We start from the raw sequence: 19,696 nt of genomic DNA on the forward strand, positions 1-19,696 counted from the left end.
GTGTTAACAAAATAACAGAATCTAGCTTAAATAAGCTAGCAAAATACCAACCGTTGGGTATGAATAGATACTAATACGCCAATTGGTAAAGTCTTTTGAGGGCAGTAGCAAACTACTTATTACAGGTGCTCAAAATGTTACAACTGGTTAAAAAAATCATGCCATTTTTAGGTGTGTTTTTATTTATTGTAGCGATACTTGTTGTCCATTATGAGCTTGATAACGTGAGCTATGCCACCATAGTTTCAACGATTAACCTCACCTATCTCAGTACATTTTTATTGGCCCTCTTCATCACTTTAATCGATTATTTAACCCTTACTTGTTACGATTTTTTAGGGTTAAAGTACTTAGGTAAACAACTCCCTAAAGGCAAAGTGGTTTTAGCGTCGATGATTGGTTTTTCAATTAGTAATAATATTGGTCACGCCCTTATTTCAGGCCCGTCAGTCCGTTATCGTTTTTATAGCATATTAGGCATTACTGGCATTGAACTCATAAAACTATCCATTTTTATTAGTATCATGTTTTTTTTAGGCACATTAACACTCGCAGTGCTTGCTTATATAATACTGATTAATCGAGATATTGTTACAATAACCACCAATAATGCGGTTAACTGGGTGATTTATCTTGCGGCGGTAAGTCTCATTGCATATTGGGTGCTGATACTCACAAAAAAAACACCTTTCTCTTTTAAAGGTTTTGAAATTACCTTACCAAGCATCAACATGACACTCGCTCAAACAGCTATTGCTGCTGTAGATTTGATTTTAGCTTCTAGCGTGCTGTTTATTTTTCTACACCAACACATTGATATTTCTTTCATTACTTTTTTATTGGTTTTTCTAATCGCTCAGGCTGTAGGTTTGTATAGCCAAGTACCCGGAGGTTTGGGCGTTTTTGAAGCGGTATTTATCTCTTTATTAGGCCACGCATTCCCTGCCCAAGAATTAATATCAGCGATGATCTTGTATCGTATTACTTATTATTTCATACCACTGTTATTATCTGGCATTGCCATTCTTTGTTTTGAGTTTTCTGTCCGCTTGAAAAACATCAATAGTGCTGTCGGAAATGCATCACGCCTAATCACCCAAAATACTCCACAAGTCTTTGGGTTATTGATGCTGCTTGCTGGCGGAATAATGCTATTTTCAGGTGCGACGCCAAGTGATAGCCAAGTGATGAATGGATTGCGAAAAATTATTCCGCTTTCTGTGGTTGAAATATCATACATATTAAACAGTATTGTGGGGATGTTGTTATTACTGCTGGCTGGGGCTGTAAGACGGCGCGTAAATGCCTCTTACTATGCATCTATTACACTACTTTGCGCCGGCGTTATATTGTCATTAACTAAAGGAGGCGATTGGCAAGAAGCACTCATTATTGGCACCATGTTATTGTTGATGTTACCCACGCGATCACATTTTTATCGAGAGTCTACACTTATCGACTCCGCCTTTTCTAACTCGTGGTTTATTCTTATAATACTGATAGCTGTATCAACTATTTGGATCGGTTTTTTTTCATTTAAACACGTCGAATATCATAATAGATTATGGTGGCAGTTTGCATTTAGTAACGACGTATCACGCTTTTTGCGCTCAAGCATTATTATTATTGCTATTTTAATCGCTTATATAGCCTTAAAATTATTGCGTAGCCCCAAAGCTAGATATGTAGCCCCTCGTCCAGAATTGCTTCAAACATTGTTGCCTCTAATAAAAGGCGCCAATGACACTAACCCTCACTTAGCCTTACTTGGCGATAAACTCATTTTAATCGGTAAGGATAACCAATCGTTTCTAATGTATGGCATGACGGCTAAATATTGGATCGTCATGGGTGATCCAGTCGGTTGCCCAATACAACAACAAGATCTGTTATGGCAGTTACGAGATATGGCGGATAAAAAATCGGCTAAGTTGGCGTGCTATCAAATATCTAAAGTTAACCTACCTTTTTATTTAGACATGGGATTAGTGATCATCAAACTAGGAGAAGAAGGTAAGGTAAATCTTACTGAATTTAGCTTAGAAGGCTCTTCCCGTAGCCGTTTACGCCAAGCCGATAATAAGATGAAAAAACTGTCAAATATCAGTTTTGAAGTGTTAAATTGCTCGCAGGTTTCTGAACATTTAGTGGAGTTAAAAAACGTTTCTGATCAATGGTTAGAAAATAAATCGACCCACGAAAAACAATTTTCGCTGGGATTTTTCAATGAAAGTTACATTGTAAAAACTCCTTGCGCCGTTGTAAAAAAAGATGACCTCATTGTGGCCTTTGCTAACTTATGGCAAACAGACAATAAAAATGAGTTATCCATCGATTTAATGCGTTTCACAGATGAGGCACCTACAGGCGTGATGGAGTGGTTAACCATAAAATTGATGCTATGGGGCAAGGAGCAAGGCTATCAACACTTTAATATGGGCATGGCACCTTTATCTGGATTAGACACCCATGAATTAGCACCGCTATGGCACAAAGTTGGCCATATTATCTTCGAAAGCGGCGGTGAATTATATAACTTTGAAGGATTACGTCGTTATAAAGAAAAATTTGACCCTACTTGGGAATCTCGCTATTTAGCATTACCAAACAGCTTAAGTTTACTGCCGGTAATGCTCAGCATAACAAGCTTAATCTCTGGTGGAACATTCATGGGAGCGTTGAAGAAATGAGTAAACTGATTTTCATACTGATATTAATAATCTCTAGTGCGGTGCAAGCAGAACAACAGGAAATCGTTAATTACGGTGGGTTTGGCGACATCCATATTTACAATCATAATCAAAAACCAACCCAGTTAGTGTTATTTGTGTCTGGCGATGGTGGCTGGGATATCGGTTTTATCGATATGGTAAAACAGTTAGCCACAACTGGGGCAATGGTTGCAGCGATTGATATTACCCATTACTTAAAAGTCATTGGTAATGAAAAAGGAAAATGCTCTTATCCCGCTGCAGACTTTGAATCACTTAGCCAATATTTACAGCAAAAATATCAGTTTAGACAATACTCCCTCCCCGTTTTAGTTGGGTACTCTTCTGGTGCAACATTAGTTTATACTGTACTGGCTCAGTCACCTCCAAACACATTTCAAGGCGGAATTAGTTTAGGATTCTGCCCTGACTTACTGCTGGATAAACCGCTATGTCAAGGCAATGGAAGTCTTTCATGGCGCAAGGACCCTAAACTTAAGAATAACTACTTATTCGATATCAATAAGCAGCTACCGAGTGCTTGGTTTGCGTTACAAGGAGAGAATGATCAAGTTTGTAATGCTCAAATCACCAAAGATTACGTTGAAAAAGTCGGTAATGGAAACATAGTGATGTTACCCAAAGTTGGCCATGGATTTGCGGTTACAGAAAATTGGTTTTCCCAATTTCAGCAAGCATTTAATCAATTAGCGGCTAAAGAATTGAAAACTGATGCCACTATTAAGCCAGACAGCTTAAATGATTTACCCCTCATTGAATTACCGACCACCAGCAATAAAAACCAGCCACTTGCGATTATATTAACCGGTGATGGCGGTTGGGCTGGTATAGATAAGTCAATTGGTGAAAGCCTCAATAAACAAGGGATCCCGGTTGTTGGTTTCAATTCATTACAGTATTTTTGGAATCGCAAATCACCCGAACAAGCAGCCTTAGATCTTGGCAATGTTATTAAATACTACACAAACCTATGGAGTCGAAAACAAGTGATACTTATTGGCTACTCTAGGGGAGCGGATGTATTACCTTTTATGAGAAATGGATTAACCATAAGCGAGAAAAACTTGGTAAAAGAAATGGTGGTACTTGGCCAGTCGAAAACTGTCGATTTTCAATTTCATGTTAGCGACTGGCTAATGGCAAATAATCATGATACTGAGTTAGCCGTGATACCAGAAATGCAGAAACTCACCGACCAAAATATTCTTTGTGTGTACGGTATCGATGAGAAACCACTCACCACATGTAGCCAATTAAACCCTGAAAACTTTCATATTGTCGAAATGTCAGGCGGACACCATTTTTCGGGTGATTACGAAAAGTTAGTCCACATTATTTTGGAACATATTCAATAAATAATGATTTAGCCTTGTCATTTAGTCTCGATAAATCATAATTTTGTATACATCATTCAGCCTGCAAAATAGATTTAATAAACCTCAACAGATTAAAGCAAAAGGGAGCGTTCACGCTCCCTCTATAGATAACAATCTGTATATTCTAGCGCGAAACACAGACGCTAAATCATTGGCTGAAACGTTGACTAAATTCTTGAATTCGCTTTGCGTTAACACCCGCATCGCCTTTGCCAATCCGCGACACGCTGCGTAAATTAATGCGACTGCCCCGTTCTAATGTAGACACAACAACCACAACATCGTCAGCAAAATTGAAAAAAGGCGTTGTTGCCGTACTTTCAAAGCGCAGTGCTTTTGGGTCTTGATGGACAATCGTCCATCCCATGGTTTTCGCGACAGTTAATGCCTTTTGATAAGCCGCTTCAACCGATAAATCTGACGTAATAGGTTGAATATTAGGGAAAGCTTGTCGTTGCTGCGCGGCGATATCTTCTCCACCATAAACCAAAGTATTTTTCGCTCCAATCCGGCTGTCAGTTAAAAACTCAAACTGCGGTGGCGATTGAATATTGGTAGTAATATCGTGAATAGGTGGGTATTTAACAGGGTTGCCCACCATTGCGATAATGCTTGGCGACAATATGCCCATGCCAAGTAATAATGCCACAATCGACTTAACCTTTCCCTTAGTACCACTGTTGGTAACAAGAGTGATAACCAATGCTACCAGTGCGACAACCACTACCACATACCCCAACAGGTTATTGTAATTACGACTGGCTATAAAGCCGACTATCGGCTCCCACAATCCCAGTGAAGAGCCAAATACCATTAAAGCAGCAACCAATACAGCGACTATGGCAACAATCAGCGCGATATTACCTATATTACTTTTTTGCATCACATCAATCCTTTATGTAACTCTAATTAACCCAGTGTATATTGACCTGGATTTACTGGAACTAATTTCTGAATAAAAAATATTCTAATTAACCTCAAATCGTCATGACTTCTGAACGAGATGACTTCAGATGAGGTGATTAACCGCTCACGCCACTGTTTTGGATACTTCACTCTTAATATGCCGTATTGGGGTCAAGTCCTAAGCGGCGCATGGTGCGGATTAAATTACTTCTGTCTAGCTTTAAACTCCTGGCAACGGCGGCTAAATTACTTCGTTCGTTCGCTAACACTGTTTGTATGATTTGTCGTTGGTACTCATCGGTTGAATCTCGTAGTCCAAGGGTTAATACCTGCGATAATGCGGCAGCGGCATTAGCGTTGCTGGTATTATCAATCTCGGCTATTGCTGGTGCTACAGAATGGCTCACAACGAACTCTGACCCGAGATGAACACGACTGATACTAATAATTCTGGCATGATGCCCTTGCTCACTAGTGGCACGAAGTGCTGCACGGCTTAACACATGCTCTAACTCGCGCACATTACCAGGCCAATGATATTGCGTTAACTGATCAATTGCTGTTTGTTGTAATCTTAGTTTAGCGACCCCAAGCTGATGTTGGCTTTTTTCTAAAAAATAGCCCGCCAGCAAAATAACGTCTTTACCACGTTCACGTAATGGCGGCACTGGAAGAGGGTATACACTCAAGCGATGATATAAGTCTGCCCTAAAGCGACCTTCTTTGACTTCAAGCTGTAAATTACGGTTGGTTGCGGCCACAATTCTGACATCCACCACAATAATATTGTCGCTACCGACACGTTGAATTTCACCATTTTGCAATGCACGTAATAACTTAGCCTGTACCGCAAGTGGTAACTCACCCACCTCATCTAAAAATAACGTACCACCATCAGCCAATTCAAAACGGCCACGACGATCGCTTACCGCACCAGAATATGCGCCTTTTACATGGCCAAATAGTTCACTTTCAACAATGCTTTCTGGCAATGCTGCACAGTTAATTTGCACTAGCAGTTGCTCACTGCGACGTGATTGCTGATGAATACTTTTGGCAACCAGCTCTTTACCCACACCAGTTTCACCAGTAATTAATACCGATAGATCGCTGGCGGCAACGGTATTTATCTCTGACAATAAATTCGTAATGACGGCACTATTACCAATAATAGTCGACGGTCCCGTTGTGGCTAACATGTGTTGAGCCACTTGATGGTTGCGCTCAACTTGAACCTCTAACGCTTCAATATGTTCACTGGTTTTAATAGCAGCAGCCACAGCAGCAATATAAGCGCGGGTTTCTGTTGGGTTAAGCGAATCAAAGCTACCCGCTTTCATCGCGTCTAGGGTTAAAACGCCCCAAGCTTTACCATCAATAAAAATAGTACTGCCCATGCAGTCATGCACGTGCAATTGTTCACTACCATCATCGACTAAACCGTCGTAGGGATCGGGCAGTGTCGATTCAGCATCAAAGCGGGTAATGTGTGGGTTAGCCAAAATCTGCTGTAAACGTGGATGGTGGTTAATCGAAAACTGTCTGGCGAGAGCTTGTTGCTTTAACCCTACAACGGCTACTGGCACTAAGTGGTCATGTTTAAGTTTCAACAAGGCCACCACATCACATGGGATAGCGCGCTGAATCGCTAAAATCAGCCGTAAGTATCGTTCCGATTTTATCAGGTCACGATTTAAGTCTTCTACAATGTCTATAAAGGGAACAATATTCATAACAAGTCAAATCAACCTAATTTAGGTTAATTTGACATACTTATTGATCTAGGTCAAATTAACCTTTAGAGATTTTATCCTTTATAAATCAGGTTGATAAACATTGGCACGTTATGTGTAATGTCTAGAGATACAAGGTAATTGATTGAAGCTTATCGCTATTTTATATTCAAAAAGGAAATCATGAATGTTAGACACTGCAACTGTTCAAATTATTAAGGCTACCGTGCCAGCACTGCAAATTTACGCTAATGATATCACCAGTCATTTTTACCCATTACTGTTTGTACAGCATCCAGAAGTATTGCCTTATTTCAATCAAACTAACCAAGGCAAAGGCACTCAACCTAAAGCACTTGCTAACGCTGTTATCGCTTACGGTGCCAATATTGATGAATTAGGTAATTTGAGTGAAGCTGTCAGTAAAATTGTTCAAAAACATGTGGCATTGGGTATTTTGCCTGAACAATATGACGCTGTTGGCAGCTGTTTATTGCAGGCAATTAAAACCGTACTCGGTGATGCAGCAACAGACGAAGTCATTGACGCTTGGGCCAAAGCTTACGGCCAATTAGCCAACATTTTGATTGCTGCCGAAGAATCAATTTACACGGATAACGAACAGAAAGCCGGTGGCTGGCGCGGCGAGCGTGACTTCACATTAGTGAAACGTGTAGATGAAAGTTCGGTTATTACCTCTTTTTACTTCCAACCCGCTGATGATAACGGCTTACCCAGCTTTGAAGCCGGACAGTTTTTAACCCTAGTATTTGACGATATTGACGGTGTATCGATGCGTCGTAACTACAGCTTGTCTGATGCTGCCGGTAAAGATTACTTAAGAATTAGCGTTAAACGTGAGCCAAATGGTGTGGTATCTAATCACTTACATGACAATATTAAGTTAGGCGATAAAGTGAAATTACGTGCCCCAAGTGGTGATTTCATCTTACGTAAAAATACTAAGCCATTAATTTTATTAACTGGTGGTGTAGGCATTACGCCAGCCATTAGTATGCTAAATACTGAAGCTGGTTCAGGACGCGATATTCGCTTTATTCATGCGGCCATTAATAGCGATGTCCATGCGTTTAAACAGCATGTCGACCAACTTGCTACTGCCCACAACCATATTAAGCCACTGTACATATACAGCCAACCAGAACCAGATTGCCAACCCCATGCAACAGGGTTTATTGATGCATCACTCATTGCAGAACAATTACCTGCAGACCGCGATGTAGAATTTTACCTGCTTGGTCCTACTGGTTTTATGAAAGCAGCATTGGCCATCGCAACCAGCTTAGGTGTACCAGAAAACCAAATTCATTATGAATTCTTTGGCCCATCTGAAGCATTAACCGCTTAATAGTTCAAGAAAAAAAGCCCTGAACATTAGGTCAGGGCTTTTTATTAACCTGTAGAATTAATCTTATTCAATCATTTTAATTACGTATTCGTCAGAACGAAATATCATCATCCAACTCGTTATTCCACTAGCTATTCAACTCGTTAAAAAATATTGAGTGAATGATCTTAAATAAACTGAATAGCGCACATGGTCAAATCATCCTGAAATTCAGAAAAACCACAAAACTGTTTCATTTGCTGCTCTAGAAACTCCAGCATCGCCTCGGGTTCATCAGGTGCTGCGCTGATTGCTTTTTCTAAGCGATCGAAACCAAATAATTCTTTGTGGGCATTTTGTGTTTCGATGACCACGTCTGTATACACAAACAAGATATCACCCACATCAACGCTAACCCGGTAAGTATCCCAATTTTGCTCACGCAGCACCCCAATCGGAATTCCACCTTGATCTAGGGCTACAAGCCTATTAGCTTTTTTCAAATACGCATGAGGATGGCCGGCATTAGCATAAATAAGTTCTTTTTCTTTGAAATTATAACGCATTACTGTGGCGGTTAAAAAACTGCCGCGGGGCTTTTTAGTGAAGAAGTGTTGATTGATATAATTAAGCACCTCTGAAGAACTACTGTTTAAATTTTTCGGTTCAAAAGTACGTAAAATAGCATCAATCATCGCAGTTTCTACTGCAGCAGCAGGGCCATGACCCGATACGTCGGCAATAATCATTCCTATATCGCCTTGGGCTTCTGGACGATTTTTGCCAATATCAACAATGTCTAAGTAATCACCACCCGCACCTTTCATTGCTTTATAGGTATAAGCCATTCTGACAGAACTAAGCTCAATACCTTTGTCTGGCAACATCAACTGTTGCAAGCGTGAAATCTCTTCTATCTCTTCGCGGATCCATACTTGGGCCGCATTGAGTTGTGAAGACACTTCAGAAAACTGGAAGCTTTTTAACTGATACATTAGCTTGAAATACAGTGAGCTAATATGGTGTGACTCATGGCCTGAGGGTGAATCAAGCAGGATAATACACTCATATAAGGTCGATTCTGTGCCAAAAGGCAGCCCCCAACACATCTTGCCATCATCATTTAATGGCAAAATTTCAGCAATGTTGTGCTGTAATCTCAAGGTTTGAAACTGCTTATAGAGCTTGCTGTAATGCTCATCGCATAAGGATGAAAAGTTACAGCTTATTTGGCCATTTTTTTTAATTAAGTAATAATTATAGTCACTTAACGTGATGGCTAAATTCGTTTTAAACCATAACGTTTCATCAATGATGCTGTTAGCTAACGCTCTATCAATCTTCAAGGGCAACCTTATCCTTGGGCTAATTTAGCTGTAAGGGCTTCGTTTAAGCCACTGACACCACTTTTTTTCAAGGTGCTTTGGTAATCATTGCTAAAGGTGCGGATCATCGATAAACCTTCAGCAACAAAATCGTAAATTTTCCATTCGTTATTACGTTGATAAAGCTGATAAGAAACCGGAATGATATTTTCTTTGGTATGAATTTCAGTATCTACCGATGCATAAACCTTTTTCTTAATGGTTTCGCTGGTGTAATCAACCGTTTGATGATCATATTGTTCTAACAATACAATATAAGTATCGACTAACACCCCTTTCAATAACACCATAAATTGACGTTTTTCAGTATCGCTAGCTTGTCTCCAGTACTTACCTAACACGCGTTGTGCCGAGGCTTGTATATCTACATGCTTTTCAATCACATCACTGAGTGATTGTTTTTTCTGTTCAACTGACAATGCACTATCTGATGCAATACCAATGATATCTGCCACACCCAATTTAACGCGTTCGGTCGGTTCTTGTGCCGCTAAAGCTAAAGACGGCATCACTAACATCATAAGTAAAAAAATTATCGATTTCATTATTTATCCTGACTAAACATATATTTGCTAATTAACTCTTCAATGCTGATAGATGATTCAGTATCAATAAACTCATCACCATCTTCCATATTAATATCTGAACCACCGCTAGATATTTTAAGAAATCTGTCACCGATAATGCCAGATGTCCGAATAGAGGCGACCGAGTCATCAGGCACAGTAATCGTATTATCTAATGACACTTTCACCACAGACTCATACGCTTTAGGGTCGTAATTAATTGATTGAATTAATCCAACGCGTACCCCAGACATTTCAACAAAGGCACCTTCTTTTAAACCTGAAGAATTTTCAAATTTTGCCACTAAGGTATATTTACCACTATTGGTAACCGATGCCCCGCCAATGGTAACAGACATAAATACCAAGGCCCCAATCCCGAATAACACAAACAGGCCGACGAGAAAATTGACGTAATTATTTTTCATTGTTACCTCTAGTTATAGCGCTAATGAGCTAACGATGTAGTCACTAAACAACATTATAATTGCACTCATTACCACTGCCTGAGTGGTGCCATTACTGACGCCTTCTGCGCCCATATTTTTTTGGTTTAGGTGTAAATAATAGCCGTAATATAAAGGTATCCACATAATAAACAACCCAAATACTATCGACTTTATTTGACCGACCAGCACATCTTTAAAGCTAATCGTATCTAATACCCCTTGAATATATGCACCAGGACTTTCGCCTTGGATATGGATACCAACAATATAACCACCGCCAATACCCACCAAGTCAAACAAAGCCGTTAAAATAGGCACACAAATCAATGCCGCTAGTAGTCGTGGCAACATGACATAGCGGTAACTATTAATAGCCATGCAATCAAGCGCATCAAATTGTTGTTCGTTGCGCATAATGCCAATTTCGGAACAGGTGGCAGAGCCTACTCGTGCAATCACCATTAATGCGGTCATCACCGGACCTAATTCTTTAATCAGGCTCAAGGCAACCGCCGAACCTAATAAATCTACCGAGCCGAATCGCACTAAGGTATCGTAAAACTGCAAAGCCACTACCATACCGGTAAATAATGCAGCCACAACAATGACAATTAAAGACCGATTACCAATAAAGTATATTTGCTTAATCACTTGCTTAAATGACACCAGCCCAGTGAATAAGCTGCTAATAATTCGTAATAAAAATAATGTCGCTAAGCCTAAGCTATCAATATTTTTCCGCGTCGCTGCGCCTAACTTACTGATCGAATTAAATAAGGTTTCCATTAATTTTTTTCCTTATTTAATAAACGATTAAAGTAAACCTCACCATCATCTCTGTGGGTATTCGGTTGACGATTAATCATGTTTTGAATTCGTTCATCTGGTGAGTTTTTAATTTCATCAACCGTGCCGTTAGCAACCACTTCACCGTCAAATAAAACCACCACTCTATCGGCAATTTTAAACACACTTTCAAGCTCATGAGTCACGACCACTATGGTCATGTTCATGGCATCCCTTAGGGTTAAAATAAGCTCATCCAATTCTACTGCGGTAGTAGGATCGAGCCCTGCCGAAGGCTCATCAAAGAACAGTAGCTTAGGGTCCATAATCACGGCCCTAGCTAAACCAGCTCGCTTTAGCATACCGCCAGATAGTTCAGAGGGCATAAGATGACCCGTGTCAGCCATATTCATTAGTTCAAGCTTCATCCGCACCATAATATCAATAGTTTGGGTATCTAATGACGTATTATGTTCTAAAGGAAGTCTGACGTTATCTGCCACATTTAACGAACTTAGCAGGGCGCCACCTTGGAAAGCCACGCCCATTTTTTTACGCAAGTTGCGTAATTGCTTATTTTTGGCCTTAAAAATATTCACACCATCAATCATGATAGTGCCTGACTTTGGCGTTTTAAGCCCAAGCATATGGTTGAGTAAGGTACTTTTACCTGAGCCAGAACCGCCCATTACCACCAAAATCTCTCCGGTGTTGACCTCTAAATTGACATCTTTGAGTACATGAGTGTCACCATATTGGGCAAATAAATGCTCTACAGTAATAATAGGTTTAACCATTGTTACCCACAACTTCAACTGAGTCAGCTAGGTTAAACACTGTGTTTAAACGGGTTAATTGCAGTACTTGAAGCGGTGAACCATTAGCGCCAACAATATGAAATTCAGTATCGTTTTCTTTGGCTTCGTTGAACGCCTCTACCAATGACGCCATACCAGAGCTGTCGATATATTGCAGATGAGTAAAATCAACGATAATGTTATTTTTACTTTTAATTAATTTTATAATGTCGAGTTTAATATTACGCGAGTTGCTCAAATCAACTTCGCCATAAAGTTTAATCACTTGGTAATTATTATATTTTTCAATTTCAATATTCATTTCATGTCACCCAAATTTTATCATCAGTTCTAGCCAATTACCTTTGCCATTATGGGGTATTAACCTTACCGTTTCAGCCACATGATAAATGAGGCAAAGGCCTAGTCCACCGGGCTCACATAAATCGTTTTCAGGAGGTGTTAATTGCTTGCCTGTAATCTGCGAACACACATCTTTAATCACAAATAGCGCATGATCATCACCACTGCTTATCTCTAGTTCTAAGCAGCCTTTGTTCGACATGTGATAACCATGACGAATAACATTGGCACAAGCTTCATCGACCGCTAATACGATTTCATTGACTTTATCTTCGCTAAAAGGAAAATCGTGGCATGCATCTACTACAAATCCGCGAATATTTTTTAATTCACTCGTACAAGATGAAAACGTTTTGATGTTTGACATTGGCTAGTCCGTTCTCTTGATATCAGTTTTATTGTCTATTTTTTTGTTGTCACTTTTTTTATCACTTAATGGTTTAACGTCTAAAGTTTGATCGTCTAGAGTGTGATCGTCTAGCGGCTCAGCGTCTATGAGTTCGTCATCTAAGAGTTCATCATCTAGTAGTTCATTATCGAACTCTTCATCAAAGGTATCAGCTTCAGTTTTCTTTACTTTACCGTCACTGACCAAGTATGCATCTCTTTGCAGATAGACATCTTTTACATAACCATATGGATCTAACGAACCATTTAACATGGGCTCATATTGCTGAAATTCAATCCGGCTATCTAAACCTTCAAGCGTAAATTTACCTAACCTTTGTTCAAACGTAAGCAGTGACAAAGGATAGACAAAAACATCGACAAAATCCCCCACCGTATTACGCGCAGTACTGGCACCATAAACAGGCCACATAACAAAAGGCCCATTACCGACACCCCAAGCACCAAAGGTTTGTGCAAAGGTCTCTTGTTTCTGTGGTAACCCCATATCGGTAGCAGGATCAAAAATACCCACTAGACCAATTGTTGAGTTGACCACAAAACGTAAAATACTGCTGCCACTGTCGGTGACTTTCCACTGTAGGAGGTTATTTACCGCGTAAAGAGGCTCGCTTAAATTCGATAGCAGATTAGACACACCTTTTCGAACAGGCTGAGGGATTTTTTCATAACCTTTTGCTGCGGGTTTTACTACATGCTTATCCATGATCTTGTAATTAAAATCCCAGCTTTTTCGATTAACAGATTCGAATGGGTCACCTGGCGTGGAAGTACTCGCACATCCACTAAAACATAGCAGAGTGGCCACAATAATTAATAGTCGACCAGTTATGTTCACCCTTTCCTCCAGCTTCTATTTGAAAAATTTGTACTCGCCATATCGGTATTCAACCTAGCATTTACTATTTTAACAGTGCCCAAGGGTCAAAATATATCATTAAAGCAATGAAAAGCCTTAACACAATTTTGATTGAACGTTCAAAAATGACGTATACCATAATAAAATCAACTAAATTTTTACATAAAATGATCTCAATACGACGTCACAGATTTCCAGGTGATATGACTAATAACGTGTAGATACGAAGTGGCGTCAAAAATAGACTAAATCTATTTTAAAATACTCGCTTGGTCACAGCTCATTCGCCGCCTAAGGAACATTAGCGTTAATTACACACCATCAATCATCATTTATTTTATTTCATGTGCCTTAACAAAATGATCTAACTGATGAGTTTGAATCCACCATGTCGCCACTTCCATCAATAGTTCTGGAGTGTCATTTTTATTGGCAAAGAAGGCATAAAAAGATAAACCAACGTTATCGCCTTTCAGCGCGATTTTTCTATCACATATTTCAATAATTTTCGATTTTAGTTCAGCTCTCATTATCTATCCAAACATATGACGCCGCTAGCAATAATTCGTTAGCGTTTTGAAAACAAAAAGCCCTAATAAATTAGGGCTTTAGTGATTTTTATTATTGATTTAAATCATCAAAATTAACATTTGTACTTTTACTGTGAATTAGAAAGGAATATCGTCATCCCAGCCTTCATCTAAATCTGGAGTGAAGTTTTGTTGTGGCTGTGGTGCTGGACGCTGTGCTGGGGCATTTTGTGGTTGAAAATTACCCTGTGGTGCAGCGGCAGGCTTTGGTGCATATGCTGGTGCAGTTTGTTGCGCAGGCGCAGCTTGTTGCTGATAACCACCTTGTTGGCCAGCATTTGGCTGTGCTTGGTAAGCAGCATTACCTGCGGCTGGCGCAGTTTGATTATATTGCGCTTGCGGCGGACGAGCTTGAGCAGCTGGTGCGGGACGAGACTGTTGTTGCCCTGCATTTTGTCCTTGATATTGACCACCACCGGCATTATCGCCTGAGTTGCGGCTGTCTAACATTTGCATTTCCATAGCGTTGATTTCAGTTTTATAACGGTCTTGACCGGTAGTCTGATCTTGCCACTTACTGGTTTGCAATTTGCCTTCTAAATAAACTTTAGAGCCTTTCTTTAAGTACTCGCCAGCAATTTCTGCAAGGCGACGATACATCACAATATTGTGCCACTCGGTACGCTCTTGTGTTTGACCTTGCTGGTCTTTCCACGATTCACTTGTCGCTACGGTAAAGTTAGCGACAGCATTGCCGTTTGGCATATAACGAACTTCAGGATCTTTACCTAAATTACCTACCAAAATTACTTTGTTCACACCACGACTGGCCATCGAAATCTCCTGAAATTTTTGTCTATTTACTTTATCTGAATACTAAGCGTGATCAAAACGATCTAATTCACAGAGCCTAACACAGCTCGCGCTTCGCTTAAATTGAATTTATCATCGACCTTTAAATAAGCCACTTTCTCTTCGAGCACCACAATGGCTTCAACGACACCAATTAACTGTGAAAGTTTGCTGGCCATATTTTGCGCATCGGATTTATCTTTTATAGTTGCTTCAAGGGTATAGCTTTTTAATAACACAGGTTTTTGCATGCCGATGGTCAAAAGTAACCACACACACATTAATCCAAGAGCAACAAAAAACACCCCTGATGCGCCGACGAGTTGATAAGCTCCGCCGCCTAACATGCCGCCACAGAATGCGCCTAAAAACTGACTAGTTGAATACACACCCATAGCCGAACCTTTGTCACCGACAGGACAAAACTTAGCAATCAAACTCGGCAATGATGCTTCAAGATAGTTAAACCCAGTGAAAAATAACACTACGGCAGCACTGAGTACCCAAATGTTATTAGCATAAAACCCCATCATCCCAAGCGATAGCATCATTATCACCAATGATATTTGGAACATGGTTTTAGTGTTGTTACGTTTAACCCCAATGATAATTAGCGGCACCATTAAGAAAAACGCGCCTACAAAAGCTGGGAAATACAACATCCAATGTTCTTCTTTTGCTAAACCGGCATCAACCAAATCTAGCGGCAATGCAACAAACACCGCAGTTAACACCAAATGCAGAATAAAAATGCCAGCATCTAAGCGAAATAATTGTGGGTCTAACAACATACGTTTTAGTTTTGTTGGTGTGGCTACCGTATCGCCTTTAGGCGCTTGGCTAATTGGGTTGGGGACAAAAAACTGCACAATCAACATGCCTAATACCGCCAATACTGCGGTTAGCAAAAAGAGTCCTGTTAACCCCAGATACTGTGCCACTATCGGCCCGACCAATAATGACAATGCAAATGAAAAACCAATACACATGCCGATAATCGCCATGACTTTAGTGCGTTGCTCGTCTCGGGTTAAATCGGCAGCAAGCGCTAATACAGCCGCGGCAATGGCCCCCATTCCCTGAACTGCACGACCAAATACTACGCCGTAAATATGATCAGATGATGCGGCAATTAAACTACCAATCGCAAATAAGACTAAGCCACCGAGAATAATCGGTTTACGTCCGTATTTGTCAGACAAAATACCCATAGGAATTTGTAAAAAAGCTTGAGTTAATCCATAAGCACCAATAGCAATACCTACCCATAACGGTGAAAAGCCTTCTAAATGCTGACCATACAGCGCGAAGACAGGCATTATCATAAACAGTCCCATCATTCGTAAACCAAACACACCGGCTAACGAAAATGCGACCTTTTTTTCCATACCTGACAGTCCATTACTGGCCATGCTGTTGCCCTTTGATAAGTTATTCAACAATATTATAAGTTGCGCATATTACCACACCGTCATTAATTAGCTCAAAAGGAAATCACAGTTTTGGTATAAGATGTTTTATCTGCACATGTTAAACTTTTATCCTGTTCTGGGCGTATCATAAACCTAAGCTAGCTGAATATGCTTAGTTCAAGTAGTTTGGGGATAAAGCCAAGATAGTCAAAATTGATATGAAGTCGCCCAACAAACTATGCGATACTAATTGTTGTTTTGTTTTACATAAGTCATAGAGTGAAGAGATGGATAAAATTGAAATACGCGGTGCCCGAACCCACAATCTGAAGAACATCAATCTCACCATCCCCCGAAACAAACTTATTGTCATTACCGGGTTATCTGGTTCAGGAAAATCATCATTAGCCTTCGATACCTTGTATGCAGAAGGGCAACGTCGCTATGTCGAATCCTTGTCGGCATATGCGCGTCAATTCTTGAGCTTAATGGAAAAACCCGATGTTGATCATATTGAAGGCTTAAGCCCCGCCATTTCTATTGAACAAAAATCGACCTCCCACAACCCGCGTTCTACGGTTGGGACCATTACCGAAATTTATGACTATTTACGCTTATTGTTTGCCCGTGTGGGTGAGCCTCGCTGCCCGACACATCATCAGCCGTTGTCGGCGCAAACTGTCAGCCAAATGGTTGATAAAGTATTAGCATTACCGGCAGACAGTCGTCAAATGCTGCTTGCGCCAGTGGTTAATGACCGTAAAGGTGAACACGTTAAACTGCTTGAAGGCTTATCGGCACAAGGTTACATCCGCGCTCGAATTGACGGCGAAGTATGTGACTTAACCGATCCACCAACATTAGATTTACACATCAAACATACTATTGAAGTGGTTGTCGATCGCTTCAAAGTACGCGAAGACATGAAACAGCGCTTAGCTGAGTCGTTTGAAACCGCATTAGAACTATCTAGTGGTATCGCAAAAATTGCCAGCATGGAAGATAACAGTATTGAAGAGCTGATATTCTCGGCTAATTTCGCGTGTCCGCATTGTGGCTATTCAATGGCTGAACTTGAACCGCGTATTTTTTCGTTTAACAATCCGGCCGGGGCTTGCCAAACCTGTGACGGTTTAGGGGTACAACAGTTTTTTGACCAAGAAAGAGTGGTCACTAATGATGAATTATCATTAGCCGGTGGCGCCATTAGAGGCTGGGATAGACGAAACTTTTATTATTTCCAAATGCTCAGCTCACTTGCTGAACATTATAAGTTTGATGTAGAAACACCTTTTGCAGAACTTAGCGATAAAATCAAAAAGATTGTGATGCATGGATCAGGCAAACAAAATATCGCCTTTAAATACATTAATGATCGCGGCGACGTGGTGATACGAAACCATCCGTTTGAAGGCATTTTAAATAATATGGATCGCCGCTACCGAGAAACAGAAAGTAACTCGGTGCGCGATGAGCTGTCTAAATTTATCAATATGCAGCCTTGTAAAAGCTGCGGTGGCTCGCGCTTACGAGAAGAAGCCCGTAACGTATTTATTGGCGATCTCAATTTACCGCAGCTAACAATGTGGTCGATTGGTGAAGCCAAACAATATTTCGACACAGTAGTCTTTGAAGGCCAACGCGCACAAATTGCTGACAAAATATTAAAAGAAATCAGCCAACGCTTGGGCTTTTTAGTCAATGTTGGTCTCAATTATTTAAGTTTATCGCGTTCAGCCGAAACCTTATCCGGTGGCGAGGCGCAACGTATTCGCTTAGCCAGCCAAATTGGTGCTGGTTTAGTGGGCGTGATGTATGTGCTGGATGAGCCATCAATTGGCTTGCATCAACGCGATAATGAACGCTTATTACAAACCCTAATCCATCTGCGTGATTTAGGTAATACCGTTATTGTGGTCGAACACGATGAAGACGCTATCCGTCTTGCTGACCACATTATTGATATTGGCCCTGGTGCTGGTGTACATGGTGGTGAAGTGATTTGCGACGGTACGCTAGAAGATATTCTTAACTGTGAAGAATCGGTCACGGGCCAATACATTTCTGGTAAAAAGCAAATCCACATTAGTGATGAACGCACCCCGATTAATCCAAAGAAAGTCATTGAATTATTTGGCGCATCAGGCAATAACTTAAGGGATGTTGATTTAACCATTCCAGTTGGACTGTTTACCTGTGTGACTGGTGTGTCTGGTTCGGGCAAGTCGACGCTAATTAATGATACCTTCTTTAAAATAGCCCATCGGATGCTCAATGGCGCCACAGTTGATGAACCCGCCGCTTACAAAAGTATTGAAGGCATGGATCATTGTGACAAAGTGGTTGATATTGACCAAAGCCCTATTGGCCGTACACCACGCTCTAACCCTGCCACTTATACAGGTATTTTTACGCCAATACGTGAACTGTTTGCTGGCACCCAAGAATCGCGTACCCGTGGTTACCAAGTGGGGCGTTTCTCATTTAACGTGAAAGGCGGTCGTTGTGAAGCCTGCCAAGGTGATGGCTTAATTAAAGTTGAAATGCACTTTTTGCCAGATGTTTACGTGCCTTGTGACTCGTGTAAAGGTAAGCGTTATAACCGCGAAACCTTAGAAGTGAAATACAAAGGTAAAAACATTCACGAAGTGCTGCAAATGACGGTTGAAGATGCCCGAGGCTACTTTGATGCGATTCCATCAATTTCCCGTAAACTGCAAACTTTAATGGATGTGGGTTTGTCGTACATTCGTTTAGGTCAAAGTGCGACGACGTTATCAGGCGGTGAAGCACAGCGGGTGAAATTAGCTAAAGAGTTGTCTAAACGTGACACAGGTAAAACCTTGTATATTTTAGATGAACCAACAACCGGGCTGCACTTTGCTGACATTCAATTATTGTTAGAAGTATTACATCGCTTAAAATCTCACGGCAACACTGTGGTAGTGATTGAGCATAATTTAGATGTCATTAAAACGGCAGACTGGATTATCGATTTAGGCCCAGAAGGCGGCGCAGGTGGCGGGATGATTTTAGCTGCCGGCACTCCAGAAGAAGTAGCAGAGCACCCAGAGTCTCATACCGCTAGATTCTTAAAGCCGATGTTGGCGTTACACAACAAACGGGTAAAGGCGAAAAAAGCCAAATAACAAGCAGAGATCACATACCAAACCTTAGGTGAATGAGAGGAGATA

Annotated in this window: 17 protein-coding genes; 4 read left to right on the top strand and 13 right to left on the bottom strand. The window is 40.6% G+C overall.

Annotation, left to right across the window (positions count from 1 at the left end):
- Window positions 1-134 precede the first annotated feature (134 nt).
- Both mprF and ABIS04_RS17735 read left to right on the top strand, forming a co-directional pair.
- A complete protein-coding gene (mprF, locus tag ABIS04_RS17730) occupies window positions 135-2,690 on the top strand; it encodes a bifunctional lysylphosphatidylglycerol flippase/synthetase MprF (protein WP_350431931.1) in 2,556 nt (851 codons plus the stop codon).
- Entirely contained in the window at window positions 2,687-4,087 is a 1,401-nt protein-coding gene (locus ABIS04_RS17735; RefSeq protein ID WP_137224875.1) for an AcvB/VirJ family lysyl-phosphatidylglycerol hydrolase, read from the top strand. The genes mprF and ABIS04_RS17735 overlap by 4 nt, the downstream gene beginning before the upstream one ends.
- 169 nt (window positions 4,088-4,256) lie before the next feature.
- Here the strand turns inward: ABIS04_RS17735 and ABIS04_RS17740 are convergent, their stop codons facing one another.
- The gene (locus ABIS04_RS17740) at window positions 4,257-4,991 is read right to left on the bottom strand and encodes a DUF1499 domain-containing protein (RefSeq protein ID WP_350431932.1); all 735 of its coding nucleotides are present in this window, start codon (window positions 4,989-4,991) and stop codon (window positions 4,257-4,259) included.
- A 175-nt stretch (window positions 4,992-5,166) separates the two neighbouring features.
- The gene (gene norR / locus ABIS04_RS17745) at window positions 5,167-6,747 is read right to left on the bottom strand and encodes a nitric oxide reductase transcriptional regulator NorR (protein WP_350431933.1); all 1,581 of its coding nucleotides are present in this window, start codon (window positions 6,745-6,747) and stop codon (window positions 5,167-5,169) included.
- 187 nt (window positions 6,748-6,934) lie between these two features.
- Here norR and hmpA point away from each other — a divergent pair, with 187 nt between their 5' ends.
- A complete protein-coding gene (gene hmpA, locus ABIS04_RS17750; protein ID WP_350431934.1) occupies window positions 6,935-8,116 on the top strand; it encodes an NO-inducible flavohemoprotein in 1,182 nt (393 codons plus the stop codon).
- Window positions 8,117-8,283: 167 nt separating this feature from the next.
- On the opposite strand, the gene ABIS04_RS17755 is transcribed toward hmpA, so the two are convergent.
- The 11 genes from ABIS04_RS17755 to ABIS04_RS17805 form a co-directional block, all read right to left on the bottom strand.
- Window positions 8,284-9,441, bottom strand: coding sequence for a PP2C family protein-serine/threonine phosphatase (locus tag ABIS04_RS17755; protein ID WP_140235277.1), 1,158 nt, complete (start codon window positions 9,439-9,441; stop codon window positions 8,284-8,286).
- 8 nt (window positions 9,442-9,449) lie between these two features.
- Window positions 9,450-10,025 (bottom strand): phospholipid-binding protein MlaC, encoded by a 576-nt coding sequence (locus ABIS04_RS17760; RefSeq protein WP_140235278.1) that lies wholly within the window; start codon window positions 10,023-10,025, stop codon window positions 9,450-9,452.
- On the bottom strand, window positions 10,025-10,474 hold the full coding sequence (gene mlaD / locus ABIS04_RS17765; protein WP_137224863.1) for an outer membrane lipid asymmetry maintenance protein MlaD: 450 nt from the start codon (window positions 10,472-10,474) through the stop codon (window positions 10,025-10,027). Before mlaD ends, ABIS04_RS17760 begins: the two co-directional genes overlap by 1 nt.
- 12 nt (window positions 10,475-10,486) lie before the next feature.
- Window positions 10,487-11,281 (bottom strand): ABC transporter permease, encoded by a 795-nt coding sequence (locus tag ABIS04_RS17770; RefSeq protein ID WP_350431935.1) that lies wholly within the window; start codon window positions 11,279-11,281, stop codon window positions 10,487-10,489.
- Complete coding sequence (locus tag ABIS04_RS17775; protein ID WP_350431937.1) at window positions 11,281-12,078, bottom strand: ATP-binding cassette domain-containing protein; 798 nt, start codon at window positions 12,076-12,078, stop codon at window positions 11,281-11,283. The genes ABIS04_RS17770 and ABIS04_RS17775 overlap by 1 nt, the downstream gene beginning before the upstream one ends.
- Window positions 12,071-12,400, bottom strand: a complete 330-nt coding sequence (locus tag ABIS04_RS17780) for an STAS domain-containing protein (RefSeq protein WP_350431938.1) — start codon at window positions 12,398-12,400, stop codon at window positions 12,071-12,073. Before ABIS04_RS17780 ends, ABIS04_RS17775 begins: the two co-directional genes overlap by 8 nt.
- A gap of 6 nt (window positions 12,401-12,406) precedes the next feature.
- Entirely contained in the window at window positions 12,407-12,808 is a 402-nt protein-coding gene (locus ABIS04_RS17785) for an ATP-binding protein (protein ID WP_350431939.1), read from the bottom strand.
- A gap of 3 nt (window positions 12,809-12,811) precedes the next feature.
- The gene (locus ABIS04_RS17790) at window positions 12,812-13,687 is read right to left on the bottom strand and encodes a VacJ family lipoprotein (protein ID WP_350431940.1); all 876 of its coding nucleotides are present in this window, start codon (window positions 13,685-13,687) and stop codon (window positions 12,812-12,814) included.
- Window positions 13,688-14,040: 353 nt separating this feature from the next.
- Complete coding sequence (locus ABIS04_RS17795) at window positions 14,041-14,238, bottom strand: DUF6500 family protein (protein ID WP_350431941.1); 198 nt, start codon at window positions 14,236-14,238, stop codon at window positions 14,041-14,043.
- Window positions 14,239-14,376: 138 nt separating this feature from the next.
- On the bottom strand, window positions 14,377-15,072 hold the full coding sequence (locus ABIS04_RS17800) for a single-stranded DNA-binding protein (protein ID WP_350431942.1): 696 nt from the start codon (window positions 15,070-15,072) through the stop codon (window positions 14,377-14,379).
- A gap of 62 nt (window positions 15,073-15,134) precedes the next feature.
- A complete protein-coding gene (locus tag ABIS04_RS17805) occupies window positions 15,135-16,502 on the bottom strand; it encodes an MFS transporter (RefSeq protein ID WP_350431943.1) in 1,368 nt (455 codons plus the stop codon).
- 287 nt (window positions 16,503-16,789) lie between these two features.
- Here ABIS04_RS17805 and uvrA point away from each other — a divergent pair, with 287 nt between their 5' ends.
- Window positions 16,790-19,651, top strand: a complete 2,862-nt coding sequence (gene uvrA, locus ABIS04_RS17810) for an excinuclease ABC subunit UvrA (RefSeq protein ID WP_350431944.1) — start codon at window positions 16,790-16,792, stop codon at window positions 19,649-19,651.
- The last annotated feature ends 45 nt before the right edge of the window (window positions 19,652-19,696 follow it).

The sequence above is a fragment of the Shewanella sp. H8 genome (assembly GCF_040285065.1).
GTDB lineage: Bacteria > Pseudomonadota > Gammaproteobacteria > Enterobacterales > Shewanellaceae > Shewanella > Shewanella polaris.

What these genes read in the sequence shown, in the direction of transcription:
- mprF (WP_350431931.1), top strand. Translation starts at nt 135, where the DNA reads ATGTTACAACTGGTTAAAAAAATCATGCCATTTTTAGGTGTGTTTTTA.
- ABIS04_RS17735 (WP_137224875.1), top strand. Translation starts at nt 2,687, where the DNA reads ATGAGTAAACTGATTTTCATACTGATATTAATAATCTCTAGTGCGGTG.
- ABIS04_RS17740 (WP_350431932.1), bottom strand. Translation starts at nt 4,991, where the DNA reads ATGCAAAAAAGTAATATAGGTAATATCGCGCTGATTGTTGCCATAGTC.
- norR (WP_350431933.1), bottom strand. Translation starts at nt 6,747, where the DNA reads ATGAATATTGTTCCCTTTATAGACATTGTAGAAGACTTAAATCGTGAC.
- hmpA (WP_350431934.1), top strand. Translation starts at nt 6,935, where the DNA reads ATGTTAGACACTGCAACTGTTCAAATTATTAAGGCTACCGTGCCAGCA.
- ABIS04_RS17760 (WP_140235278.1), bottom strand. Translation starts at nt 10,025, where the DNA reads ATGAAATCGATAATTTTTTTACTTATGATGTTAGTGATGCCGTCTTTA.
- mlaD (WP_137224863.1), bottom strand. Translation starts at nt 10,474, where the DNA reads ATGAAAAATAATTACGTCAATTTTCTCGTCGGCCTGTTTGTGTTATTC.
- ABIS04_RS17770 (WP_350431935.1), bottom strand. Translation starts at nt 11,281, where the DNA reads ATGGAAACCTTATTTAATTCGATCAGTAAGTTAGGCGCAGCGACGCGG.
- ABIS04_RS17775 (WP_350431937.1), bottom strand. Translation starts at nt 12,078, where the DNA reads ATGGTTAAACCTATTATTACTGTAGAGCATTTATTTGCCCAATATGGT.
- ABIS04_RS17780 (WP_350431938.1), bottom strand. Translation starts at nt 12,400, where the DNA reads ATGAATATTGAAATTGAAAAATATAATAATTACCAAGTGATTAAACTT.
- ABIS04_RS17785 (WP_350431939.1), bottom strand. Translation starts at nt 12,808, where the DNA reads ATGTCAAACATCAAAACGTTTTCATCTTGTACGAGTGAATTAAAAAAT.
- ABIS04_RS17795 (WP_350431941.1), bottom strand. Translation starts at nt 14,238, where the DNA reads ATGAGAGCTGAACTAAAATCGAAAATTATTGAAATATGTGATAGAAAA.
- ABIS04_RS17800 (WP_350431942.1), bottom strand. Translation starts at nt 15,072, where the DNA reads ATGGCCAGTCGTGGTGTGAACAAAGTAATTTTGGTAGGTAATTTAGGT.
- ABIS04_RS17805 (WP_350431943.1), bottom strand. Translation starts at nt 16,502, where the DNA reads ATGGCCAGTAATGGACTGTCAGGTATGGAAAAAAAGGTCGCATTTTCG.
- uvrA (WP_350431944.1), top strand. Translation starts at nt 16,790, where the DNA reads ATGGATAAAATTGAAATACGCGGTGCCCGAACCCACAATCTGAAGAAC.